The sequence below is a fragment of the Streptomyces sp. LUP47B genome (assembly GCF_001746295.1).
In the GTDB taxonomy this organism is placed as follows: Bacteria; Actinomycetota; Actinomycetes; order Streptomycetales; family Streptomycetaceae; genus Streptomyces.
The window spans coordinates 725,667-750,423 of sequence record NZ_MJAH01000006.1 but is presented as its reverse complement, the minus strand read 5'-3'; the positions used below and the strand labels follow the sequence as shown (position 1 = coordinate 750,423).

Below are 24,757 nucleotides of genomic sequence, written 5' to 3'. Positions count from 1 at the left end.
GACCTTGGTGAAACTATTCTGTCAGCGTGCCCATCGCACGGTCGAGCAGTACGGCCAGGGGAACGGCGCCCCCGCAGGCCACCCAGCCCGTCGCGGCCGCATCCAGACAAGCGAGCGCGCCCCCGGAAAGCGCGTTCGGCCCGACCTCGTCCGGCTGGTCGGCGCTGACGCCCAGCCGCCGGGCGATCTCCGGCTCCAGCATCGCCTGCCAGCTCAGCTGCTTCTCGAAGTGCCGGGCGCGCAGCGACGGAGTCTCCTGGAGCATGCGCAGATAGCTGAGCGCCTGCTCGGGCGCCTGCTCGTTCGACTGCGTGAGGACGTCGAACGCCCTGCGCAGCGACTCCCAGGGACGCTCGGTGTCGGGGCGGGCGGCGAACGCCTCCGCGATCTGACGGCCGGTCTCCTCCAAGCCCTGCAAGACCATGTCTTCTTTGGTGCCGAAGTACCGGAACAGGCTGGCACGCGACAGCCCGACCTCACCGGCGATCTGGTCGACGGTCGTCCCGTCGAATCCCTGCTCGATGAAGAGCCGGAGCGCGACCTCGACGACTTCCTTCCGGACCGTCGCGCGCATACGCTCCCGCAGGCCGGGCGGTTTGGTTGCGGACTGGGCGGAGGTGCGGGCGGAGTCGGTCATGAGTAAAGAGTACAACAGCGACTCAATCTGATACTGAGCATCAGAAACATGGGATCCCGGCGGCCACACTGTCCACGCCCGCCGTTCAAGTCACTCCCACGGAGCGCGCCAGCGGATGCAACGTGAGGCGCTTCCACTTGACCCGGAAGACCTGCTCGGCCGCACCCAGTCCTTCCTCGGGGACGGCAGCGCTTACGACGAAACGCTCGCCGCGCGCAGGGAACGTGACGGTGAGTGCAGGCCCGCTCAGCGCTCCCGGCCGGGCGTACCGGCCGCGCCGAGGTCGGCGGTGACTCCGGCACCTGCCCCGAAAAGTTGACCCTCCTCGTACGCACGCACCCCCGTCATGCTTTTTGCGGTCCCGCAAGGGGGCCGCTGCCCTCCGGGCCCGGCATGACTCTGTCCCCTGTCGAACGGATGACTCTGGACGCGGATGGGGGCGGGCCCGACTGGGGTTCCGGTCGGTGGTCAGGCGACTGGACGGCCACCGGTGACAGAAGGGGAGGATGACCGCCCCGTACCCACCCGACCCTTCCCGTCACCTCGCCGGGAAGGGCCTACAGTGCGCCGGGGCCGCCCGGGACACTTCGGGAGCCGCGAGTGGCTCCTGGCCACCGAGCCCGCCTTCATGTCTGCGGGCTGCCGCCCGAACCATCCATCTCGTCACGGATCGGCCTGCGGCGTCTCGCTGCCGCGCGGCGGCTTCAGGCCGCGGCGCCCTCGGCCTCGGCGGAGACCGCCGCCCACTCCTCCCAGGTCTTCAGCCGCTCGGCATAGACCTGGGGGACGAGGTGGAGGGGGGCCGTACCGAAGAAGACACGCAGCGGAGGGTTGTCCGTGTCGACGATCCCCAGCAGGGCCGGGCCGGTTGCAGCGGGGTCGCCGGACTTGACGTCGCCCCAGGCGGCGGCGACGGCGGCGCGCAGGTCGTCGTAGGCGGGCAGTTGCGCGGCAAACGTGGCGGAGGAGCCGGCCCAGTCGGTCTCGAAGCCGCCGGGCTCGACGAGGGTGACCTTGATGCCGAAGCCGGCAACCTCCTGGGCGAGGGCCTCGGTCAGGCCCTCCAGGGCCCACTTGGAGGCGTTGTAACCGCCCAGGTTGGGGAAGGAGATGACGCCGCCGACCGTGGAGATCTGCACGATGTGACCGCTGCGCTGGGCCCGCAGGAGGGGCAGGGCGGCCTGAGTGACCCACAGGGCGCCGTAGAAGTTGGTCTCCATCTGACCGCGGACCTGCTGCTCGGTCAACTCCTCGACCGCGCCGAACAGGCCGTGTCCGGCGTTGTTGACGATCACGTCCAGGCGGCCGAAGTGCTCGTGCGCCCGCTGGACGGCCTCGAATGCGGCGGCCTTGTCGGTGACGTCCAGCTTCAGCGGCAGCACCGCCTCACCGTGGGCGGCCACCAGGTCCGCCAGGGAGTCGGTGTTGCGGGCGGTGGCCGCGACCTTGTCACCACGCTCCAGGGCCGCCTGGACGAACTGACGACCGAAGCCACGCGAGGAACCGGTGACGAACCAGATCTTGCTCATGAGGACACTCCCGTTCGAAACGAACTTGCAATACGAGACTCTAGACCCTTCTGATACTCAGTATCAAGTCGTTCCTCTGTGGATTCTTGAGCATGAGTAACTCCACCTTCGTTCACAGCTCCCGGCCAAGCCGTCGAGCCTGCGTGGCACTCGCGAGCGACGGTTCACGGCAGAGGTGACCGAAGTAGCGATCCGGCTCTCGACCACCCGCTGCTGCCCGGCATCGGCGCCCAGCACAACCTGCGACGCACTCACTCGCCGGGCATCCGCTCCGTGCGCGTGGCCACCCACTGCACCGAGACCGGCATCTCCGCCCAGCACATCGCCGCGGCCGCAGCCTGGGCATGGATGTGGCGGGCTTCCTGGTGGTGGTGTCTCACTGCCCGAACCCGCCGAGCTGACCCGCCAGGCCAGCCGATGGAGTCCTGCGGCGCCCACTGCGTCCGCACCACTGGCCCCGTTGGCGGCTCGCTCCCGGCTATCGCCGTGAGCCCGCTCCGGGCCTGCTCATGGTCCGCCGCCCGGCTCGGCTCGACGTCTTGCCCTGATCTGAGCGGAGCTTCTCCCGAGGACGGCGCCGTACTCATCGGCTACAGCTCGCTCGACAGGCCGGAAGACCGTCACCCGCAAGGAGGGCGTCGGCCGGCGGAGCAGCTCAGGGCCGGACAGCCGACGCTCACCACGCGATCAGCCGGCACAATCATCGAGGCGGTGTGCTTGCCCGCAGCACGACGTTCGTGTCGACCGGTACGATCCGCGGGGCGTCATCGTCGGAGAGCGCGAGCTCCATCGCACGGAGTCCGACCTGCTGCAGAGGCACGTTCACGGACGTCAGCTCCGGGACGACGTCCACCGCCGGGCCGATGTCGTCGAAGCCGGCGACGGCGACGTCCCGGCCAGGGACGAGCCCGGTGTCGCGGAATGCGGTCATCACACCGATCGCCATGACGTCGCTGACCGCGAAGACGAGTTCCGTTCCGTCCAGTCCCCGCCGGACGAGCTCCCTGGCCGCCGCACACCCCCCTCGGCGACTGAACTCGGCTTCGACCACCAGCCGTTCGTCGACGTCGATGCCGAACTCGCGCAGACCCTCCACGAAACCGCTGCACCGGTCACGGGACGTCCTGAGGCCGGTCCCCGCCCGGACCACCGCGAACCGCCGGTAGCCGAGCCCTACCAGCGCGCGGGCAAGCTGCCGCGCTCCCCCGTAGTTGTCGATGCTGACGGTGTGGAACGGCAGGTCGTGCTGGCTGATCAGGACTACGCTGCCGCCCGCTTCCCGGTAGGCGTGGAGCTCCTCGACGAGTGCGTCGCGGGCATCGGCGCCGTCGACGCGGCTGCCGGTCATGATGATGACGCGGGGGCGCATGCCGCGCAGCGTCCCGACGATCTGGAGTTCCCGCTCCGGGGAGCGGTCCGCGACCGCCATGGTCACGATGAGTCCGGCGGCCTCGGCTGCCTGCGTCACACCTGCCGCGATGGAGGAGAAGTACGGGTCGTCGACACCGCTGACGACCAGCGCGGCGATGTTCGTCGAACCCCGCGCGATCGCCTGGGCGGACAGGTGCGGTGCGTAGTCCAGTTCCGCGGCCGCGGTGAGCACGCGGTCGATGTTCTCCTGCCGGACGTTGCGGACGCTGCCGTTGAGCACCCGCGACGCCGTCGCCTGTGAGACGCCCGCTGTCCGCGCCACATCATGCAGGGTCACCTGGCGCCCCTCGGATACGGCCTCCCCGCGACGCCGTACAGGCGCTGCCGCTCCATCTTCCATGCCGCACATTGTGCACCGAGCCGCCCAGCGCCCGGAAGTCACGGCATCACTACCGACGGTCACTCCGCAGGCCGGTGCCCTCACCGCTGTCGCACATGCCTTGCGGAATCCGACCAAGCCGACGCGACCTCCTTCCAGCCGGGCGACCGTATCCCGAGTCGGCCACCGGCACTTTCGTCCGCACCTCCGCGGCCTGGCCGGGGATATCCTCGGGTAGCGTCGGCGGCGGCTCGTTTTCGTGGTGCGGGAGGGATGGCGCGATGCCCCATTCAGCCAGGCCGACCGTCACCCTGCGTGACGTGGCGGCGGCCGCCGGTGTGTCGGTTTCGACCGCGTCGCGAGTGCTGGGCGGCAGTTCCCGGACGGTCGCGGAGGAATACCGGCAGCGGGTCGTCTCCGCCGCCGCAGCGTTGCGCTACACCGCGGACGCCGCGGCCCGGGCGATGCGGCGCGCGAACGACTCGATCGCGGTCGTCGGCGACGATCTCACGACCCCGTCGATGGGAATGGTCGCCGCGGCGATGGAACGGCGGGCGCGTGACGCTGGGGCGTTCGTGACCGTCTCGTCGACCCACGGCACCGCCGAGCGGCAGCTCGAAACCGTCCGCCTGCAGCGTGCTCTGCGGCCGCGTGCGCTCATTCTGACGTCAAGCCGCCTGGACACGAACGCCCTCGGCGGGCGCCTGCTCGACGAGTTGCTCGGCTACGAACGCGAGGGCGGCCGGGTAGTGATCGTCGGTGACACCGACATGCCGTTCGACTCCATCAGCTTCGACAATCACGGCCCTGCGAGGGAATTGGCCAGCTACGTCGCCGCGGCGGGGCACCGGCACGTGACGATCCTCGCCGGCGTACGCGGGAAGGGGAACGTCTCGGCCCGTACCGCAGGCTTCATAGCCGGTCTCCGCGGCGGCGGCGTCGAGGAGCGGCACATCCGGATCTCGCACTGCCCGGTGAGCCGCCAAGGAGGGTTCGACGCGGCGCGGCGGCTGGTCACCGAGGGGCTGGAGCCGCCCCACGCGGTCCTCGCCGCCAACGACACCATCGCCATCGGCGCGATGTCCGCCTTCCGTACTGCCGGGGTGGCGGTGCCGGACGAGGTCTCGGTGACCGGTTTCGACGACATCGAGCTCGCGATCGACGTGACACCGCGGCTGACGACCGTGTCGTTGCCGCTGGCGCAGGCAGGTGCCGAGGCCGTCCGCCTCGCGCTCGCCGACCGTACGGAAGCAGAGCATCTGATGATGCGCGGGCAGGTCGTGGTGCGCGACAGCACCGCGATCCGCGTCGTCTGAACCGACCCTCACAGCCGATCACTCCCGCTGGCATGCACAGCGCCTGCGGACCACCAGAACTGCCGCATCAAAGCCGCATTTTTTACCCGCTGACCGATGCTTGACGCCTTCGATCACGGACGGGCACACTGCGCGGAATACGATTTCCCACTGAGGAAAGACTCCTCCCCCGGGCGGACCCCGCCTCTGCGGTCCACGCGACGGAGTCTCAGTGCAAGCCGCACCCACACCCGCACTCCCTCCTAGGAGGATCTCCCGTGCACGACGTCATAGGGCTGCCTGACAGGCACATCAGACGGTTGGCGGCCCTGGCCGCCCTGCTCATGGGACTGGCCCTGCTGGCCGGCCGAGCAGTTTCGCCCGCGTATGCCGCCACCGACACGGCGATCACCGTGGACGGCACCAGCGGCGGACGCACCTTCGACGGCGTGGGCGCGATTAGCGGCGGCGGCGGCAACACCCGCCTCCTGGTCGACTACCCGTCCACCCAGCGCAACCAGATCCTGGACTACCTGTTCAAGCCCGGCTACGGCGCGGCCCTGCAGATCCTCAAGGTCGAGATCGGCGGCGACACCAACTCGACCGACGGCTCCGAGGCCAGCTTCGAGCACTCGAAGGGCGACATCGACTGCAACGCCGGCTACGAGTGGTGGGTGATGGAGCAGGCCAAGGCCCGTAACCCCGACATCAAGCTCTTCGCCCTGGCCTGGGGCGCCCCCGGCTGGATAGGGAACGGCAACTTCTACTCGACGGACGGGATCAACTACCTGATCGACTGGATGGGCTGCGCCAAGCAGCACGGCCTGAGCATCGACTACCTCGGTGGCCAGAACGAGAAGACGTACAGCGCCTCCTTCTACGAGAACCTGAAGTCGGCCCTGGCCGCGAACGGCTACACCTCGACCAAGCTGGTCGGAAGCGATGAGACCAACTGGAACATCGCCACCGCCATGAAGACCGACAGCGCCCTGAACAGCGCCGTGGACATCGTCGGCGCGCACTATCCCTGCACGTACGCGTCCGCGATGACCACCTGTTCCTCCTCCGCCGACGCCCAGTCGCTGGGCAAGCAGCTCTGGGCCAGCGAGAACGGCTCGGAGAACGCCGAGACGGGGGCGGCCCCGGTCGCCCGTGCCATCAACCGCGGCTACCTCGACGCCAAGATGAGCGCGTACATCAACTGGCCCATGCTGGCCGCCGACTACCAGAACCTCTACTTCCACGACCAGGGCCTGGTCACCGCGAACCAGCCGTGGTCCGGCGCCTACAGTGTCTCCCGCACCGCCTGGTCAATCGCCCAGACCACGCAGTTCACCTCACCCGGCTGGAAGTACCTCGACAGCGCCTCCGGCTACCTCGGCGGCGACCGCGCCAACGGCAGCTACGTCAGCTACACCGCGCCCGACAAGAGCGCCTGGAGCACCGTCTTCGAGACCATGGACGCCACCGCGTCCCAGACGGTCACCCTCGACATCGCCGGCGGCCTGCCGGGCGGGGCCCTGCACGTGTGGTCCACCGACCTGTCACAGCCCGGCGGCGCCACCCCGCGCATGGTGCAGAACAGTGACCTGACCGCCAGCAACGGCACGTACACCCTCACCCTGGACCCCGGTCACGTCTACACCGTGACCACCACCACCGGTCAGGGTGCCGGAACGGCCACCTCGCCCGCGCGCAACCGGCTCGTCATGCCCTACTCGGACTCCTTCGCCGGCTACAGCACCGGGCAGGAGGCGAAGTACTTCGCCTCCATGAACGGCGCGTTCCAGGCCGCCCCCTGCACCGGGGGCCGCACCGGCCAGTGCCTGCGCCAGACCGCACCCCAGAAGCCGATCGTCTGGTGGTACCCGGCCACGAACGCCCTCCAGCCCTACACCCTCGTGGGCGACGTCGGCTGGAGCAACTACACGGTCAGCTCCGACGTACTGCTGGAGCAGAGCGGCAGCTCCGCAGAGCTCCTCGGCCGTGTCGGCACCCAGACGAAGTTCAGCGCCGGGGGGATGAACGCCTACCACCTGCGCCTGTCCGACACCGGATCCTGGTCGCTGTTGAAGACCGACACCGCCGGCAGCAAAGCGTGGAACTGGACCACCCTTGCCAGCGGTACCGTCACCGCTCCCGGCACGGGCACCTGGCACAACCTGTCGCTGACCTTCCAGAACAGCACCATCATCGCCAAGATCGACGGAAACACCGTCGGCACGGTCACCGACACGAGCTACGGTGCGGGCCTGGCCGGCCTGGGCACCGCCGGCTACTACCCCGTCGAGTACTCCAACTTCTCCGTCACCCACGAGCCGGTCAGCGACCTGTCCGGCACCTACAAGATCATCAGCGCCGGCACCGGCAAGGTGCTCACCGCCTACAACGGTGGAACCAGCGACGGCACGCCCGTCGTTCAGAAGACCGACGCTAACAGCGGCAGCCAGCAGTGGAAACTGGCCTACACCAGCGGCGGCTACCTCACCGTCACGGGTGTCACCAGCGGCAAGTCCCTCGACATCAACGCGGCTTCCACCTGGCCCGGCACCCAGTTGCAGCTGAAGACCCCCAGCGGGAGCGTCAGCCAGCAGTGGCTGATCGCCCTGGGCGACAGCGGCGGCTACACGATCGAGTCCCGGTCGAACGGGTACAAGGTGGACGTGTACAAGGGTGGGACCACCGACAACACCCCCATCGACCAGTGGTACACCAACGGCGGCAGCAACCAGCGCTGGAAGCTGGTCAAGGTGGCATGACCGACTGAGCAACCGAGCCCTTGGGTGGGGCAGGCCCGACCCCCGGCCTGCCCCACCCGTGCGCCGGGGGCCATGAGATGCGCCTGCGCTGCTGGGCCCCGCCGGGCGACGGGTTGAGCAGCCAGTGACAAGCGCCTTACGAAGCAGCCGGGCTGCCGCACGGCTCGCTGTCGCATGGCGCCGTCGGCTTTCCGGCAGGGGCCTCCGCAACGCTGACGTTCATCTGCTCGAAACCTTGACGCACTCGATCACCGCTGGGCACACTGCGCGGAATACGTTTTCCCGACGCGGCTCCGAGGGGCAGGCATGACGTTCTCGAAGGCCCGCTGCACATCCGGGAGGGCACTGTGACACCGGAAGCACGACTCTTGGAACCGCCACCGAGCTCAGCACCCGATGGGGCGTGTCCGGCCGGACCAGTGCCCATGTCGTCGCGCACCCGTTGGTGCGTCCACCGTCCGGTCCCGAGCCGCCGGCGCCCCGAGTCGTTACGCGACGTCTCGGCTGGAGGCGTCACGACAGGAGCCGGTACCTCACCACCACGGACGACAAGAAGAGGACAATGACCGTAAACCGAAGACTTGTGTCACGAGCGACAGCCGCCGCACTGTGCGCGCTGGCCGTCGTGCTCGCGTCGATCGTGCTCATCCCCGCGCAGCGGGCCTTCGCCGCGGGCACCACGTACTTCGTGAGCACAAGCGGCAGCGACAGCAACGCCGGAACCAGCAGCAGCGCGCCCTGGCGCTCGCTGAGCAAGGTGAACGCAACGACGTTCCAGCCCGGCGACACCATCCGCTTCGAGGCCGGTGACAGCTGGACCGGGCAGCTCTGGCCGAAAGGGTCCGGCGCCGACGGCGCCCCGATCGCCATCGACAGCTACGGAACGGGCGCCAAGCCGAAGATCGCCGGCCAGGGCGCAGTGGGCGACGCGGTGCGGCTGAACAACCAGCAGTACTGGGAGATCCGCAACCTCGACGTGTCGAACGCGGTGCCCACGGGGACGACCGACGGTTCGAAACTCGGCGACTTCCGCGGCATCGGCGTGCACGGTGACAACGGCCAGACCCTGCACCACTTCGTGATCGACTCGGTGGACGTGCACGACGTCACCGGCGAGGTCAAGTGGGTCGGCGGCAGCACCGCCGACAACAAGCCCGGCATCACCTTCCAGCAGGGCTGGGACCGCTCGAAGGACACCGGCGGCATCGCCTTCCTCACCGGCGTCCAGGACATCACCGCGCCCGGTGCCCCCACAGTCCTCGACGGCATCACCGTGGAGAACTCCACCATCAAGAACACCTCGTTCAGCGGGATCGTCACGAAGCAGTACGCCGGTGACGCGCCCGGTGCCGTCTTCACCGGCTGGGGCAAGCGAGCCACTGCCACCGACTCGAGGTTCACCCCGTACACCAACGTCACGTTCCGCGGGAACTACATCACGCAGGCGAACACCCCCTTCGGCTGCAATGGCATCTACCTCACCGGCACCCGGGGCGGACTCGTCGAAGGCAACGTGATCGACCGGGTCGGCGTCTCCGGCGTCGAGACCAACATGGCCGACAACGTCACCGTCCAGCACAACGAGATCATGGGCACCCACCTCTCGTCGGGCGGCGCCGACCAGAATGCCCTGGACCCCGACATCGGCACCACCAACCAGGTGTTCCAGTACAACTACCTCCACGACAACGGCGACGGCATCCTGCTCTGCGCGTGCAACTCCAACGTCCAGTTCGGCAGCGTGGTGCTCCGCTACAACGTCATCACCGGCAGCACGCGGTGGAACCTCCACTTGTCGCAGACGGGCGGCACGGTGGCGAACATCTACAACAACACCTTCGCCAACACCAGTTCGACGAACATGGTGACCGGCGGCGTCTCCGGCAAGGCGACGCTGACCAACAACCTGTTCGTCTCCGGGCAGTCCGCGCCCACGTTCGTGCAAAAGTCGACCATCGTCTACAACAAGAACGGCTACTCGGACAACTTGACGACCGTGCCCACGTCCGACGCGAACGCCGTGGTCGGCGCTCCGCAGTTCGTGAATGCCTCCGTCACGGGGCCCTACGGCGACGAGAACGGCCCGAGGCTCGGCACGGCGGCGAACTTCGCGCTCCAGTCGGGATCGGTGTTCGTCGACGCCGGAGCCACGGTCAGCAGCAACGGAGGCCTCGACAACGCCGGGTCTCCTGTGCCGATCGGGAACGGTCCGGAGATCGGTGCCTTCGAACGCGGCGCGCCCAACATCGCGTTCACGGACACCTTCGACGGCCGGGCGACCGGCACGCTCGCCGACGGGACCAACGGATGGCGAGTCATCTCGACCAACAACGACGTCTCCGTGGTGGAGACGCCGTCCGCCACCGACAAGAGCGTCCGGCTGACCCGCACCGTCGAAGGCGGCGGCACCGACGGTACCAACCTCGCCCGGCTCTTCAGCACCCCGCTGCAGGGCGTGGTGACCATCGACACGCAGGTGATGCGCAACGACACGCAGGCCGGCTGGTTCGGGCTGCCCTACGTGTACAACGCCAGCGGCGTCCAGGCCGTCAGCGTCGCGTTCGCCCGCGGCGAGATCCACGCGTATCAGGGAACCACGGACTCCGTGATCGGTACGTACACGAATGGCAAGTGGTACCGGGTCACGCTCACCGTGGACACCGTGAACCAGCGCTTCGACCTGGACATCGACGGCCATCGCGTGCTGAACGACGCGGCGTTCCGCACCTCGATGCCGGGGATCGCGAAGGTCGCGTGGTACTCGAACGGGGGTGAGCGCGGGGCGGTCCACGTGGACGACGTCCGGATCTCGCGCGGTACCGGGTTCGGCCAGTGACAGCCAGGCCAGCTGGTGGCGTGAGTATTTCGGTAAGGGCACCGATTCAGTAAGCGCTTCCTCGCCCGCCCACGATGTTCGGCTCAGGCTGACGTCATGAAAATGAGGAATCGGATCTGCCTGGTCGATATCGACCAGGCAGATCCGATTGCCAACTGGTCAATGTGAAATATGCTGCAGCTTGGCGCTCACCACCGGTACGTAGAACGTGGCGATACCCGCCTCATTGGGATGTGTTCCCGATCCCTCTGTGCCAGGGAAACCGTTGACCAGGTCGTCGAATGTGTATTTCGCACGCTGGGTGTCATCGCGCGTGTCGAGCGCGGTCTCTCCGAAGACGTCGGCAACGGCGATGTTCCACTTGCGGCAGGCTTGCAGGGTCACCTCGCGCAGCGCCACCTGAGTGTCCCAGTCCCGCGAACCGAGCTTGTGGGCGGCGACGTACACGATGCGGGCGGTGGGCCACTTCCGCCCCATGACGTGCAGCGTCTCCTCCAACTCTTCCACGTAGGTGCTGAGCGTGTACGCGCGGTCCCGGAAAATGGACTGCGCGTCATTGGTGCCTCCGTCGAAGATGACGAAGTCCGGCGCGATGTCGGTCGCTTGCTCGACCTGCGTGAGTATCTGCCCTCCGGAAGCATGCGCGTCGGCGCCTATGGTCGCGCCGTTCCGGGCGAACTTGGTGAGGGACATGCCCTCGCGCTCTGCAACTACGTCCACGAAACTGTGGGGATACACATGTCCGTACACAATACTGTCGCCGAAGGCGTAGACGCTCTTGCCTACCAACCCATTGTTCACATCGTCCTCCTTGCGGCTTCGCTATTCGGGTCTGATTTTAAACGGAACATTGACGGGTTGGGCGGCCGGGACGTAAATTAAGAGAGATAGAAAGCGCTTACTGTAGTGAACTGGAGTGTTGACACACACATGAACGCAACCAACACCGGACTACCCGGGGGCGTCGCCATCTCGCATCTGTCGGTGTACGACTGGCCTGCTGCCGACGGAGTGTGCGGCGGTACCCCTCATATGCACCTGGCGTGTTCAGAGGCTTACGTCGTCACCGGCGGTCGCGGGGCCGTGCAGACGCTGACCGCTTCCGGGTACGAGGTCACTCCGCTCCAGGCCGGCACGGTCGCCTGGTTCACGCCGGGCACCATCCACCGGCTGGTCAACGAGGGTGATCTGCGGATCACCGTTCTGATGCAGAACAGCGGGCTGCCGGAGGCGGGGGATGCGGTCCTCACTCTGCCCCCGGAGTACTTGACCGATCCGGAGACGTACGCCCGTGTCACCGCAATTCCGGTCGACGCGCCCGAGGAGGAGCAGGAGCGCGTCGCCCGGGCCCGGCGGGACCTCGCTCTGGAGGGCTACCGGGCACTCCGGGAGGCCAAGGGGCCGCAGGCCCTGGCCGCGTTCCACCGTGTGGCCGCCGCGCTCGTACGGCCCCGCATCGCCGAGTGGCGCGAGCGGTGGCGACAAGGTGCCGAGGCCTCCGCCGCGGCCACCGGGGCGCAGCTCGACTGGCTGGAGCGAGGAGAGTCCCCCCACCTCGCAGATGCCGCTGTGAGGTCTGAACAGCCCGCTGCCCGGGGGAAGTTCGGGATGTGCGGCCGGCTTGACGTCTACGCGAACTGAGGACGATGCGCACCTGAGAACGTGCGGCGTGCGCGGCCGGTTCGGCCCGCCCCCAAGGCCGGGCCGGATGGGCGGTGCAGGCGCAGGGGACGGACACGGTCCGCCTGCTCCGCGCCCACCCGGCCGTGGCGCTGGTCACCGCCTGCGGCTGAGACGCCCTGCCGCGGGCGGCTCGGCCGTCGACTCCCGCCAGATGATGCGGAACAGGGAGCCCTCAGCCGTCTCGGGCGCGCTGTCCCTCAGACCCGCGATCAGCTTGGCCATGGCCGTACTGCCTAGTTGTTCGAGCTCCACGTCGACGGTGGTCAGTGACGGGGTCATGAACTGTCCGACCCCGGCGTTGTCCCAACCGGTCACGCTGAGGTCGCCGGGCACGTCCCAGCCGCGCTCCCGGGCGCCCCGGACGACGCCGGCGGCGACGAGGTCGTTGGCCGCGATCACGGCGGTCGGCCGCGCATGGCTCGGGAGCGACCGTATCGCCTCGATGCCAGACTCTCCCGACCAGTCTCCGTCGAAGACCCCGACGGACTCGACCCCGAGGCGTTCGACAGTCTCTAGATAGCTCTGCTTGCGCGCCCTCGCGGAGGCGAACTGCGCGTCGCCCGCCACATGGAGGAACCGGGAGTGACCGAGCGCCGCCAAGTGCTCGATCATCCGCACCAGGGGCGTGGCGTCGGCCAGTTGCCCGATGCCGCGCATCTCGTCGTCGAAGTCGGCCGAGATCACCACGGCCGTCCTCTGGTGCAGTTTGCTCTCCACGGCGGGAAGCACGGGGGCGAGGGAGAGGATGCCCTCGTACTGTCCCGAATCGGCGAGCTCCAGCAGGCGGTCGCTCCTCGCGCGTACGCCGCCCCCGGCACTCACGACATCCACGAAGAACCCTGCGTCCTGCGCCGTCGCGCCAGCACCCGCCAGCATGCGCGAGGGGTTGAAGGCCATGGCGGGCATGAGGATCGCCAGTCGGCCGGTCTTCCGCGTACGCATCGACCGCGCCACCAGGTTGGGACGGTAGTCCAGTTCCCGTATGGCCTTCTCCACGCGTTCCAGGGTCGCCGGCTTCAGCCCGCCGTTGTACCGCAGATACCGCGACACCGTCTGGGGTGACACACCGGCGAGCCGCGCCACGTCGGTGATCGTAGGCCGTCGTCGCGCCGTGTCAGCGCCATCCATCCGCTTCCCCCACCCTTCCGCCAACGTTCGGTGAAGTCAGAGACTACACACTCTTGACGCAAAAAGTGATCGTTCACTATGGTCCTCGCAACCCACAAAGTGAACGATCACTTTTCGGGTGACGCGAGGCCCGGGACGGGCCCGCACCACTGTGTGCCGATGCCGCCGCTCAAGGGAGCAGTGCCGTGAGCTCCATCAACGAACTACGCCGGCTGCGCGGGTCCCAACGGGGCGCGCGACAGCAGAACAAGGCGGCGTTCTTCTTCCTACTGCCATGGTTCGTCGGGCTCTTCGGGATCACTCTCGGCCCGATGCTGGCCTCGCTCTACCTCAGCTTCACCAAGTACAACCTGTTGCAGCCGCCGCAGTTCAACGGAGTCGAGAACTGGACGCGCATGCTCGACGACGAGCGTCTGCACAAGTCGCTCGAAGTGACGTTCAGCTACGTCCTCGTCTCCGTCCCCTTGCAGCTGGCAATGGCCCTCGGGCTCGCCCTGGTGCTGGACAAGGGAGTACGGGGCCTCGCCTTCTACCGCTCCGTCTTCTACCTGCCGTCACTGATCGGCGGCAGCGTGGCGATCGCCGTGCTGTGGCGTGCGATGTTCGGAACCAACGGCCTTGTCAACGAGGCCCTGTCCCTCGTCGGTGTCCAGGGGCAGGGCTGGATCTCGGAGCCGGGAACCGCGCTGTCGACCCTCGTCGTCCTGAACGTCTGGACCTTCGGCTCACCCATGGTGATCTTCCTCGCCGGGCTGCGGCAGATTCCGACCTCCCTCTACGAAGCGGCCTCCGTCGACGGCGCAAAGCGCTGGCGCCAGTTCCGCAGCATCACCATCCCGCTGCTGACACCCATCATCTTCTTCAACCTGGTGCTGCAGATCATCCACGCCTTCCAGACCTTCACCCAGGCCTTCGTGGTCTCCGGCGGAACCGGAGGGCCGGCCGACTCCACCCTCTTCTTCTCGCTGTACCTGTACCAGCGCGGCTTCGGCCACTTCGACATGGGATACGCGTCCGCGCTCGCGTGGGTCCTGCTCCTCATCGTCGCGGCCTTCACCGCCGTCAACTTCTGGGCCTCAAAGTACTGGGTGTTCTACGATGACTGACACCGCAGCCGTACCCCCCTCGCTGCCCGCCCCCCGCCCGCACGCGATACGCCGGGTCAGGCGCGCCGTGCGCGCCCCTCTCAAGCACTGCCTGTTGGCCCTCTGCGCCCTCACGATGCTGTACCCCGTCCTGTGGATGGTGGTCAGCTCGCTGCGTCCCAACAGCCAGATCTTCCGCAGCGCGGGACTCGCCATGACGCACCCGCGCTTCGAGAACTACAGCAACGGCTGGAACGCCTTCTCCCAACCGTTCAGCCACTACATGATCAACTCGGCGATCGTCGTCACCGGCGCGATCCTCGGGAACCTCCTCGCCTGCTCCCTGGCGGCCTACGCGTTCGCCCGACTCGAGTTCAAGGCGAAGCGCGTGTGGTTCGCCATCATGCTCGTCACGATCATGCTGCCGGTCCACGTGATCATCGTGCCCCAGTACGTCCTCTACTCGGAACTCGGCTGGGTCAACACCTTCCTGCCCCTGATTGTGCCGAAGTTCCTGGCGACCGACGCCTTCTTCATCTTCCTCATGGTGCAGTTCATCCGTGGCATCCCGCGCGAGATCGACGAGGCGGCGCGGATCGACGGCGCCGGGCACGCGCGGATCTTCTTCCACGTCATCCTGCCGCTGATGGTCCCGGCCCTGGCGACCACCGCGATCTTCACCTTCATCTGGACCTGGAACGACTTCTACACCCAGCTCATTTACCTGACCGACCCGGACATGTACACCACACCTCTCGCGCTGCGCACCTTCGTCGACCAGCAGAGCGCGACGGACTGGGGCTCGGTGTTCGCCATGAGCGTCGTGTCGCTCGTTCCCGTCTTCCTCGTCTTCCTCGCAGGGCAGCGCTTCCTGCTGCGAGGCATCGCGACCACCGGCGGCAAGTAACCGCGGGGGCTACTGCCGGACACGCGGAGGCGACCGAGTCATGGCCGTTCGGGAGCACCGCAGCCATCAACCCGACCCACTCTTCAGGAACAGGACAAGCACATGAACCCCAGCCCCTTCAGACGCGTCGCGATCGGAGCGGTGGTCTCACTCTCGCTCGCACTGACCGCCTGCTCCGGCAGTAGCACCGGGTCCGCTCCCAAGCTCGGCGACAAGCCGGTCACCATCCGCGCCACCTGGTGGGGTGCGGACGCCCGCGCCCAGCTCACCGACGAGGTCATCAAGGCGTTCGAGAAGAAGTACCCCAACATCACGGTCAAGGGCCAGTACAAGGACTGGAACGGCTACTGGGACGCGCTCGCCACGACGACCGCGGCCAAGGACTCCCCCGACGTCGTCCAGATGGACGAGCTGTACCTCGCCTCGTACGCCGACCGCGGAGCGCTGTACGACCTCGACAAGGCCAAGAAACTCCTCAGCACCTCGCAGTTCGACGACCAGGCCCTGGCCACCGGACAGATCGACGGAACGCAGTACGCGCTTCCCGTCGGCGTCGGCGTCATGTCCATCCTCGTGAACACCGACCTGTTCAAGAAGTACGGCGTGAAGGTTCCCGACGACAAAACGTGGACGTGGGACGACTACGCCAAGATCGGGAAGGAGCTGACGGACAAGAGCGGCGGCAAGATCCACGGTGCGGCCGGCGCGCCCGGCTTCTCCGCCGGCGATGTCAAGTACTGGGCCCGTCAGCACGGTGAAAACCTCTTCGACAAGGACGGCAACGTCTCGCTGAAGCCCGAGACGCTCGCCGGCATGTGGAAGTACGGTCTGGACCTGCTTTCCTCCGGGGCCAGCGTCAATACGTCGACGATGGTCGAGGACCTGACCGCGGGTGTCACCGCCGGCAGCTTCGCCACCGGCAAGGCGGCCATGATGGGGGCGTACAACACCCAGATCACCGCAATCCAGCAGGCCGCGGGCGCCCATGTGCAACTGCTGCAGATGCCCCGCCTCGGCGACACCAAGGCGAACTTCTTCAAGCCCTCCATGTACTGGGCGGTCTCGAGCCAGAGCGCGCACCCGGCCGAGGCGGCCGCGTTCATCAACTTCATGCTCAACGACCCGTCGGCCGCCGACATCCTCAAGACGGAGCGCGGCATCCCCGCCAACAAGGAGATGCTCAAGCACCTCCAGCCGACTCTGGCCGGGACCGACAAGGCGGCAGCCGACTACATGAACGCCGTGACCCCGGGTGAGTCGCCGGTCGTGACCCCCAACGGCGGCAGCGGCATCGAGCCGGAGCTGCAGCGCTACAGCCAGGAGGTCTACTTCAAGAAGACCTCGCCCGATGCCGCCGCGAAGGCCTTCATCAAGGAACTCCAGGGCGAGATCGACGCGGCCAAGTGACCTCCTCCCCGGGGGCCGCCGCCGCTGCCCACGGCCCCCGGGAGCCCCACGAGAAGTGGGTCAGGAACCAAGAGAGAGAAAACACCCATGCCCAGCCCCCGGCCGCCGTACCGCGTGGCCATCATCGGCACCGGCGGTATCGCCCACGCTCATGCCGAAGCTCTCACCGAACTCTCCGAACGTGCCCGGCTGGTCGCCGTCGCCGACCTCGACCCCACCCGTGCCGCCGAGTTCGCCGACCGGTTCTCCGTGCCGCACGTGTTCAACGACCCGCAGGCTCTGCTGGAGAGCGAAGACCTCGATCTCGTACACATCTGTACGCCCCCGCAGACCCACGTACCGCTGGCATCCATGGCGATGCAGGCCGGCGTCACCGCATTGGTGGAGAAGCCGACGGCACTGAGCCTGCGCGAGATGGACCAACTGGCCACGGTGCAGGAGCAGACCGGCTCCAAGGTTCTGACCGTCTTCCAGCACCGCTACGGCGCGGCGGCGGTACGCCTGCGCCGGCTGGCCGGCTCCGGCGCACTGGGCCGGCCACTGGTCGCCACCTGCGAGACCCTCTGGTACCGGCCCGACGCGTACTTCGAGGTGCCGTGGCGGGGGCGCTGGGACGTCGAGGGCGGCGGCCCCACGATGGGACACGGCATCCATCAGTTCGACCTCATGCTGTCGGTCCTCGGCCCCTGGTCCCAGATCGCTGCACTCGCCGAGCGCCAGGCCCGGCCCACGGACACCGAGGACGTCTCGATCGCCGCCGTCCGGTTCGACAACGGAGCCCTCGCCACGGTGGTCAACTCCCTGCTGTCCCCCCGGGAGACCTCGCGCCTGCGCTTCGACTTCGAATACGCCACGGTCGAACTCGAACACCTCTACGGCTACCGCGAGGAACACTGGCGGTTCACCCCGGCCCCCGGCCACGAGGGTCTCTCGGACCTCTGGATCGAGGGTGCCGAGCCGGACATCACGAGCGGCCACAGGCTCCAGATCGAGGCCGTGTTCGACGCCTGGGAGACCGGACAGGAACCCGGCGTCTGTCTGCAAGACGCGCGCCGCACGCTGGAGTTCGCGGCGGCGACGTACGCCTCCGCCTTCCGCGGTGTCCGCGTCGCCGCGGGCGAACTGACCGACGACGACCCCTTCGCGCTCAGCATGGACGGCGGAGCCGTGCCGTGGCAACCGGTCAAGGAGGCCCTCGTATGAACGCTCTTGAGATCCGCCACGACCTGGGCACCTCGGTCACGGTCCGCGACGGCGGCACCGAGTTGTTCCGCTACGTGTACCAGCCGGACACCGTCCAGCTGGAATCGCCCAAGCCCTACATCCACCCCCTGCGCACCCGGGCCGGTAAGGTGGTCAGCCTGTTCCGTCCCCACGACCACGTCTGGCACAAGGGCATCGCGTGGTCCCTGCCCCACGTGGGCGAGGAGAACTTCTGGGGCGGTCCCACGTACATCCACGGACGCTTCTACGTCCAGCTGCAGAACAACGGAACCCAGGCACACCGCCGGGTCGTCGACCTGGACAGGACCGACGGAACGGCCACGTTCGCCCACGACCTGGACTGGACCACCCAGTCCGGCGCGCTGTTCTTCACCGAGCGCAGGACGCTGCGAGCGAGCCTGCTCTCCCCGCACGCCTGGGCGTTGACGTTCGAGACGCAGATGACGAACGTCTCCGGAACGGACGTCGCCATGGGGTCCCCGACCACCAAGGGACGGGAGAACGCCGGCTACGGCGGCCTGTTCTGGCGGGGCCCTCGGTCGTTCACCGGCGGACAGTTCGTGACCGAGGAAGGCCTGGGCGGCGACGAGGTCCGCGGGCGGCGCATGGAGTGGATGGGCTTCGCGGGCCACCACGACGAGACGGACACGCAGTCGCTCGTGCTCATGGTCGACGACGCGGCCAACCCGAGCCACCCGCCGCAGTGGTTCGCCCGGACCGAGGAGTTCGCCTGCCTCAACCCGGCACCGTTCTTCAGCGAGGAACTGACCGTCGAGGACGGCGCGACCGTGCGGTTCCGCTACGGCGTCGGGATCGCCGATGCCGACGCGAACGCGGCTCCCGCACTCGCCGACGCGGTACGCCGGGTGCTCACACCGCCGGACACGTCGTCCGCAGCTGCCGCAGAATCCTCCCCAGGGCGCTTCGCAACGGAGTGATCCGACCCTGCTCGCTGTGCAACCCCCGGCGTGCACTCCCCGCTCACCAGGGAGTGCACGCCTTCCTCGCCACCCCGGCTGCTGCGATCGCCGTAGCCGCAAGCAGTTGGTCGACCAACGGCGCCCGGCGGCCCAGCGCACCGCAATCGGCAACAAGCCGCGCGCTGGTTCCTGCACGAACTCGACCCGAAGCTGGCCGTCGCCTCTCGCGGCCTGCGCCGCCTGTACGTCCTGGCCCAAGTCTTGATCCAGCATCACAGGACGCTCGCGGCCATCGCTGCCGAATTGGTCGCGGACTGCCGCCGACTCTCACCTTTGGATGCTGCAGCCGTCGTGGAGTGCATCCTCGTGTACGCGCGTGGCCCCAAGTAGTTCCAGAACCTCGGTGGCGTTGCACCGGGTCGGTTCTGTCCAGGCCGCCTCAATTCGTCGTAGTGACGAGTCGTCACGAAGCCGCGACGGTCAGCGCCTCGTTCTTGCGCGACCCGGCAGCACCTCGACGACCACCACATTGACGATGACGAACGCCCACATCGCCCAACGCGCCGTCCCCCGCAAGTAGGGAGCCAAGGACGACTGTTCGCTGCCGCCGCCCTCCAAGTGCACCGGTGTTACACACCTGGGCGCTGCCGTCGCGCCTTCGGCTGCGCGCGGAGATCACGCCTGGTGGAGCAATCGCGGCGGAGCTGCACCCGGCGATCCCACAACCGTTACAGTGATGCCGACCCTGTCCACCGCGCCGGAGCCGACCTTGCCGAACCTGTCCCACCTCGAGGAGATCTTCTCCGACGAGGGTGACGGCGCCGCCGGCCCCGTGCAGTCGCCCGGCTGGCAAAGCGACGTATCGCCGCAGGGGCTCACGGTGACATTGATCGCCGACTACACGTTCCCCGTCCGGGCGTGGTTGCCGTCGGCGGCGATCGTGGCACTGCTCGGAGAGTTCAACGTGACCGCGGGCGCCGCCCGTACGACGATCAGCAGGCTGATGCGCCGAGGGGTGCTGGAGAGCAGCCGACAAGGACGGTACAGCTCCTACCGGCTGACGTCGCAGGCCGCCGTCGATCTGTGGAGCGGCGCCAGCTCGATCGCCACCTTCACCACCCAACCCGACTCATGGGACGGTCGGTGGACACTGATCGCCTTCTCCGTCCCGGAACAGGAGAGCACGCGGCGGCGCGCACTGCGCACCGCGCTGCGGTGGCGCGGATTCGCGCCGCTGTACGACGCGCTCTGGGTGTCGCCGCATCCTTTGACCCCGAAGGGGCGGATCGAGGTGGCCGATCTGGCGCGGAGAGCGGTGACCGTGTTCCGCGCGCGGCAGGAGGAACTGGACACGGAGGCCGACCGCAACCCGGTCGAGGCGTGGGACCTGCCCGGCATCGCCGAGCACTACCGGGCTTTCATCGACCGTTGGAGCGGCCTGCTTCCGCACATCAGCACCGACCGTGTCACCGGTGCCGACGCGGTGCGCGCACGGACCGAGGTCATGCACGCCTACCGGCACTTCCCCATTCTGGACCCGCTGCTCCCCATCGGTCTGCTGCCGCCCGACTGGCCCCGGCCGCGGGCGCGGGAAGTCTGCGTCGCGGTGTACGACGGACTGCTCCAGCCGGCCCAGGACCATGTCCGCTCCGTAGTGACCCGATTCGCGCAGGGGCCGCACCCCGACATCAGGGCCCATACGATCGCCGGCATGAGTGCGGGCGTCGGCCACAGCTGACAACAGGCCGCCGCGAGTGTGATCGGGCGGGCTTCGAAGACGTCACACGGTGCCTCCAGCGCCTGCGATCTGTCGAATCCGCGTCGAAGACAACAGAGTTGGGCGCCAATGATTGACAGATCGGCGCCCGATCGGGAATGTACCTGTTGCAGGACAGGTGGGAACGCTCCCAGTGGTGCGGCACACGACGAGTGGAAGGAGAGGCACCCCTGCGCCGCTTCCGCAGAATCAACGCCTCCCCATCAGACAGGCGGGCAGGTGGGCGCGGAAGGCCGCTCCCACAATGAGTCACGGTTCGGCCGGTGTTCAGCGGCTCGCCGCGTCTCTGCAGGCAAGGCCACACCACGCCGATGACCACCACGGGCAGGACCGGAACGTCCTCCACCGTGCGCGATTCGCGACTTGACCACCCCCACGACCACTCCCCCCACCACCTGGGTCAGCCCCACCGCCGCGGCATCACCGACGCCTCTTCCCGGCGCCTGACCGAGTAGCGCTCCGCACACCCCCCACACCAGGAGTCTTCATGACCATGCAACGGCGTAGCTTCCTGACCTTGAGCGCGGTCGGAGCCGCTGGCGTAGGCATGTCCCTGCTCGGCATGGGCCAGGCGGGTGCCACCGCGCGGGCGGGAGCCCCGACCCAGCGGTTCGCGGTCGGCGTGCGCCAGTACGCCTGGAGCCGCGGTAGCCGCCGGTGGACCACCTACGTCTACTACCCCGCCACCGGCGCCCCCGGTGGCTCCCCGGTCACCAACGCCCCCGTCGCCCAAGGCGTCTTCCCGGTCTGCGAGTTCATGCACGGTTTGAGCAGCAGCCCGCAGAATTCCCTGGCGATCATCCGCCCCCTGGCCGAGGCCGGCTTCATCGTCCCCGCCCCCCACTTCGCCAACCTCAGTGGCCAGGACGTCTACAACGGCAACCAGTCCAAGGACGTCTCCGAGGTCATCACCCGGACCCTCGCCCTCAACACGGCGAGCGACCCGCTGGCCGGCCACATCAACACAGCGGTCGGAGTCGGTGTCTCCGGCCACTCGATGGGCGGCATGACCACTCACGGCCTTCTCACGGCCTGGCCGGACGCACGGATCACCGCCGCGATCCCCATGTCCTGTGTGGACATGGGCAACCCGAGCACGTCGGTCCGCGCCAAGGTCCTGTTCACGCACGGCGACCGGGACGGAACGTGCCCGATCTCCTCCGCCCGCCAGGCGTACCGGGAACTGCCCGCCGGAAAGGCGTTCCTGACCTTCCGCGGCGCCGGTCACAGCAACTACTTCGGCGACTCCCGCACCGTCAACACCTCCGTGGACTGGATGCGGTGGAGCCTCTACCGCGACGCAGGGGCCCGCGACCGCCTTCGCGCCGACGCCACCTCCTCCACCACCACCTGGGAATCCGTCCTGAGCTGAGGAGCAACCACACGGCTCGGGTGCGCGCGTCCGCCGCGATCGCCGCGCATCCGGGCCGTAGAGGGCGCGTGGCCGCCCAAGGACGCCCGCGAGGTCAGCCGCCGCGCAATCGGCTGTGCACGTTTCCAGGCCGGACACCACCACCCGAACAGCGGGCAGCCGCTCCCACTCCTACAGATAGATCCACTTGAGGGCCCAACACCCTCAAGGACGCAAGAGAGGAAAGCACATGGTTTCACTAGCAGGGAAGATCAGAGTCACTTTCCTTGCCGTCCTGTTGACAGTTGCCGCATCTGTGTACGGCGCGGCGCATCAGGCATCGGCCGATACCGTGGCACAGTCAAGCGCTTCTCAGATCGTGGCCGACATGGGCGCCGGATGGAATCTGGGGAACCAACTCGAAGCCACAACCAACGGATACCCCAGCGAAACAGCGTGGGGCCAGCCGACGGTGACGCAGGCCCTCATCGACAAAGTGAGGGCGGCGGGGTTCAAGACGATCCGGATTCCGGTCTCCTACCTGGGAGCCATAGGGCCCGGCCCGACTTACACGATCAACGCAGCCTGGCTGAACAGAGTCCAAGAAGTCGTCAACTACGCCTACAACAGAGGCCTGCATGTGCTGATCAACATGCACGGCGACGGGTACAAGAGCGTCAACGGCTCCTGGCTGATCTGCGATTCCCCCTCCCAGACGACGATCAAGGCCAAGTACGAGAAGGCTTGGCAGCAGATCGCGAACAGGTTCAAGAACTACGACCAGCGTCTGATCCTGGAGTCCATGAACGAGGAGTTCGACGGGCAGTACGGCCGCCCGACCCAACCGTGCTACTCGAACATCAACAGCTACAACCAGATCTTCGTGGACACCGTGCGGAAGACGGGCGGCAACAACAGTTCGAGGTGGCTGCTCGTGGCCGGCTGGAACACGAACATCGATTACACCGCGGGGAATTACGGCTTCGCCCTTCCGTCCGACCAGTACCGCTCCTCCTCCATTCCCGCAAGTGAGCGGCGGATCATGATCTCCGTTCATCACTACAGCCCGTGGGACTTCGCCGGAGAGGAAAGCGGCACCATCACGCAGTGGGGCCGGGCAGCGACCAACCCGTCGAGGACCTCGACCTGGGGCCAGGAGGACTATCTGGACGCGCAGTTCAAGATGATGCGCGACGTGTTCGTCACGAAGGGGTATCCGGTGGTGGTGGGCGAATACGGCGCCATCGACAAGTCATCCTTCGATTCGTCGAACAACAGGTATCGCGCGGACTTCGCACGGGCCGTCGCGGCCACCGCCAAGAAGTACGGCGCCGCCTCCATCTACTGGGACAACGGTGCAACCGATCGGTACGGGTTCGGGCTGTTCAACCGGCGCTCCCTCACAGTCACCCAGCAGGGCATCATCAACGCCATCATGACCGGCGTCAGCGGCAGTGTTGCCGGCGCCGGCCTTCCGTCCGGCACGTAGCAGGGCCCGAGTCTCGGCGACGGGTACATACCTCTACATACCTCGTGGGCGCGCAGTTGGGCCGAGTGGTGATGCCACACGGTGTGCGATCTCGTCAACTGCGCGCCGACCAGCCGGAGAAGCTACGCTCCTCTGCATCTGGGAGCACGTTTGGCAGACGGAGGACAGCGATGTCTTCACATGTACGACCCACGACGAGTTGTCTGCCGGACTGACCGGCGTGCCGAGCTCAAGCAGTTTCCACGGTCTCCCAGAGCCCGGCTCAATCCCAAGGACATCGGCCTGCCCTCATGCGAGCGACGGCGGGTACCCGGCCTGCGACGCGAGGAGCCGGCGCAGCTGGCGGGAGTGTCATACGCGTACCACCCACGCCTGGAACAGGGCTACGGCGAAACCATGTCGGCCGAGGTGATGGACGCGGTGGCCCACACACTGCGCCCGACCGAGGAGGAACGGGACCGTCTGATCCGGCTGGCCCAGCCCGACCGGAACCTCACACCGTTGTCCAGCTCAGAGGCTGTTGGGACTGTAAGACATTCGATGTAACTCCCGATCATGGAAGACACATCGATGACCAGTGAGAACGTGACCGATCCCAAGTCTGTCGAGTCGGCAGAGATGGTGTCGGCGAAGGCCGTGGACGACCACTTGATCGACGAACTGGTGCACCGGGCCCAGGCCAAGGGTCTGCAACTGACCGGCGAGGGCGGGCTGCCGGCAGCTGCCCATGCGGCTGCTGAAGCAGCCCTGGAGGGCGAGATCACCGACCGCCTCGGCTATGACAAGCACGATGCGGCCGGCAAGAACCGCGGTAACTCCTGCAATGGCAAACGCTCCAAGACCGTGCTGACCGACGTGGGCCCGGTGGAGATAACCGTGCGCCGCGACCGCGACGGCCACTTCGAACCGAAGATCGTCAAGAAGCGACAGAAGCACCTGCCCCGCGTCGACGAGATGGTCATCTCGGCTTGCTCTCCATG

The 24,757-nt window shown here is 67.6% G+C and carries 17 protein-coding genes and 2 pseudogenes; 14 read left to right on the top strand and 5 right to left on the bottom strand.

The features are described 5' to 3' along the window. Positions 1-13 precede the first annotated feature (13 nt). Together BFN33_RS21460 and BFN33_RS21455 are read right to left on the bottom strand one after the other, a co-directional pair. Positions 14-637: a TetR family transcriptional regulator gene (locus BFN33_RS21460; protein WP_256122813.1), complete on the bottom strand. Its 624-nt coding sequence runs from the start codon at positions 635-637 to the stop codon at positions 14-16. A 704-nt stretch (positions 638-1,341) separates the two neighbouring features. Further along, entirely contained in the window at positions 1,342-2,166 is an 825-nt protein-coding gene (locus BFN33_RS21455; protein ID WP_069761685.1) for an SDR family oxidoreductase, read from the bottom strand. A 210-nt stretch (positions 2,167-2,376) separates the two neighbouring features. On the opposite strand from BFN33_RS21455, the pseudogene BFN33_RS54405 reads away from it, so the two are divergent. Beyond that, positions 2,377-2,631 (top strand): annotated as a pseudogene (locus BFN33_RS54405) (4-hydroxy-2-oxovalerate aldolase); the annotation flags it as partial. Positions 2,632-2,866: 235 nt separating this feature from the next. Here the strand turns inward: BFN33_RS54405 and BFN33_RS21445 are convergent. Beyond that, complete coding sequence (locus BFN33_RS21445; RefSeq protein WP_218109005.1) at positions 2,867-3,874, bottom strand: LacI family DNA-binding transcriptional regulator; 1,008 nt, start codon at positions 3,872-3,874, stop codon at positions 2,867-2,869. 323 nt (positions 3,875-4,197) lie between these two features. Between BFN33_RS21445 and BFN33_RS21440 the strand changes: the two genes are divergently transcribed. The 3 genes from BFN33_RS21440 (at position 4,198) to BFN33_RS21430 (ending at position 10,806) form a co-directional block, all read left to right on the top strand. Further along, on the top strand, positions 4,198-5,232 hold the full coding sequence (locus BFN33_RS21440; RefSeq protein WP_069761682.1) for a LacI family DNA-binding transcriptional regulator: 1,035 nt from the start codon (positions 4,198-4,200) through the stop codon (positions 5,230-5,232). A gap of 257 nt (positions 5,233-5,489) precedes the next feature. Further along, a complete protein-coding gene (locus BFN33_RS21435; RefSeq protein ID WP_256122812.1) occupies positions 5,490-7,970 on the top strand; it encodes an RICIN domain-containing protein in 2,481 nt (826 codons plus the stop codon). Positions 7,971-8,553: 583 nt separating this feature from the next. Continuing rightward, positions 8,554-10,806, top strand: a complete 2,253-nt coding sequence (locus BFN33_RS21430) for a right-handed parallel beta-helix repeat-containing protein (RefSeq protein WP_069761681.1) — start codon at positions 8,554-8,556, stop codon at positions 10,804-10,806. Positions 10,807-10,965: 159 nt separating this feature from the next. Here BFN33_RS21430 and BFN33_RS21425 read toward each other — a convergent pair whose 3' ends face one another. Further along, positions 10,966-11,607: an SGNH/GDSL hydrolase family protein gene (locus tag BFN33_RS21425; protein WP_069761680.1), complete on the bottom strand. Its 642-nt coding sequence runs from the start codon at positions 11,605-11,607 to the stop codon at positions 10,966-10,968. A gap of 129 nt (positions 11,608-11,736) precedes the next feature. Here BFN33_RS21425 and BFN33_RS21420 point away from each other — a divergent pair, with 129 nt between their 5' ends. Continuing rightward, on the top strand, positions 11,737-12,447 hold the full coding sequence (locus BFN33_RS21420; RefSeq protein WP_069761679.1) for a cupin domain-containing protein: 711 nt from the start codon (positions 11,737-11,739) through the stop codon (positions 12,445-12,447). Between the two features lie 135 nt (positions 12,448-12,582). On the opposite strand, the gene BFN33_RS21415 is transcribed toward BFN33_RS21420, so the two are convergent. Further along, positions 12,583-13,572 (bottom strand): LacI family DNA-binding transcriptional regulator, encoded by a 990-nt coding sequence (locus tag BFN33_RS21415; RefSeq protein ID WP_218109003.1) that lies wholly within the window; start codon positions 13,570-13,572, stop codon positions 12,583-12,585. Positions 13,573-13,802: 230 nt separating this feature from the next. Here BFN33_RS21415 and BFN33_RS21410 point away from each other — a divergent pair, with 230 nt between their 5' ends. The 9 genes and pseudogenes from BFN33_RS21410 to BFN33_RS21360 all read left to right on the top strand — a co-directional run. After that, entirely contained in the window at positions 13,803-14,723 is a 921-nt protein-coding gene (locus tag BFN33_RS21410) for a carbohydrate ABC transporter permease (RefSeq protein ID WP_079140910.1), read from the top strand. Beyond that, complete coding sequence (locus tag BFN33_RS21405; RefSeq protein WP_069761676.1) at positions 14,716-15,609, top strand: carbohydrate ABC transporter permease; 894 nt, start codon at positions 14,716-14,718, stop codon at positions 15,607-15,609. Before BFN33_RS21410 ends, BFN33_RS21405 begins: the two co-directional genes overlap by 8 nt. A 102-nt stretch (positions 15,610-15,711) precedes the next feature. Then, positions 15,712-17,016, top strand: a complete 1,305-nt coding sequence (locus BFN33_RS21400) for an ABC transporter substrate-binding protein (RefSeq protein WP_069761675.1) — start codon at positions 15,712-15,714, stop codon at positions 17,014-17,016. An 87-nt stretch (positions 17,017-17,103) separates the two neighbouring features. Next, positions 17,104-18,219: a Gfo/Idh/MocA family protein gene (locus BFN33_RS21395; protein WP_069761674.1), complete on the top strand. Its 1,116-nt coding sequence runs from the start codon at positions 17,104-17,106 to the stop codon at positions 18,217-18,219. Next, positions 18,216-19,178 (top strand): PmoA family protein, encoded by a 963-nt coding sequence (locus BFN33_RS21390; protein WP_069761673.1) that lies wholly within the window; start codon positions 18,216-18,218, stop codon positions 19,176-19,178. The genes BFN33_RS21395 and BFN33_RS21390 overlap by 4 nt, the downstream gene beginning before the upstream one ends. 718 nt (positions 19,179-19,896) lie before the next feature. Further along, positions 19,897-20,898 carry a PaaX family transcriptional regulator C-terminal domain-containing protein gene (locus BFN33_RS21385; protein ID WP_069761672.1) on the top strand — a complete coding sequence of 334 codons (1,002 nt, stop codon included), beginning with the start codon at positions 19,897-19,899 and terminating at the stop codon, positions 20,896-20,898. 526 nt (positions 20,899-21,424) lie between these two features. Beyond that, positions 21,425-22,309, top strand: coding sequence for a hypothetical protein (locus BFN33_RS21375; RefSeq protein ID WP_069761670.1), 885 nt, complete (start codon positions 21,425-21,427; stop codon positions 22,307-22,309). A 229-nt stretch (positions 22,310-22,538) separates the two neighbouring features. Next, a complete protein-coding gene (locus tag BFN33_RS21370; RefSeq protein ID WP_088245364.1) occupies positions 22,539-23,777 on the top strand; it encodes a glycoside hydrolase family 5 protein in 1,239 nt (412 codons plus the stop codon). 570 nt (positions 23,778-24,347) lie between these two features. Continuing rightward, a pseudogene (locus tag BFN33_RS21360) lies at positions 24,348-24,743 on the top strand (transposase); the annotation flags it as partial. Between the last annotated feature and the right edge of the window lie 14 nt (positions 24,744-24,757).

Coding starts and splice junctions, on each gene's coding strand:
- BFN33_RS21460 (WP_256122813.1), bottom strand. CDS start 637: ATGACCGACTCCGCCCGCACCTCCGCCCAGTCCGCAACCAAACCGCCC.
- BFN33_RS21455 (WP_069761685.1), bottom strand. CDS start 2,166: ATGAGCAAGATCTGGTTCGTCACCGGTTCCTCGCGTGGCTTCGGTCGT.
- BFN33_RS21440 (WP_069761682.1), top strand. CDS start 4,198: ATGCCCCATTCAGCCAGGCCGACCGTCACCCTGCGTGACGTGGCGGCG.
- BFN33_RS21420 (WP_069761679.1), top strand. CDS start 11,737: ATGAACGCAACCAACACCGGACTACCCGGGGGCGTCGCCATCTCGCAT.
- BFN33_RS21405 (WP_069761676.1), top strand. CDS start 14,716: ATGACTGACACCGCAGCCGTACCCCCCTCGCTGCCCGCCCCCCGCCCG.
- BFN33_RS21400 (WP_069761675.1), top strand. CDS start 15,712: ATGAACCCCAGCCCCTTCAGACGCGTCGCGATCGGAGCGGTGGTCTCA.
- BFN33_RS21395 (WP_069761674.1), top strand. CDS start 17,104: ATGCCCAGCCCCCGGCCGCCGTACCGCGTGGCCATCATCGGCACCGGC.
- BFN33_RS21390 (WP_069761673.1), top strand. CDS start 18,216: ATGAACGCTCTTGAGATCCGCCACGACCTGGGCACCTCGGTCACGGTC.
- BFN33_RS21385 (WP_069761672.1), top strand. CDS start 19,897: ATGCCGACCCTGTCCACCGCGCCGGAGCCGACCTTGCCGAACCTGTCC.
- BFN33_RS21375 (WP_069761670.1), top strand. CDS start 21,425: ATGACCATGCAACGGCGTAGCTTCCTGACCTTGAGCGCGGTCGGAGCC.
- BFN33_RS21370 (WP_088245364.1), top strand. CDS start 22,539: ATGGTTTCACTAGCAGGGAAGATCAGAGTCACTTTCCTTGCCGTCCTG.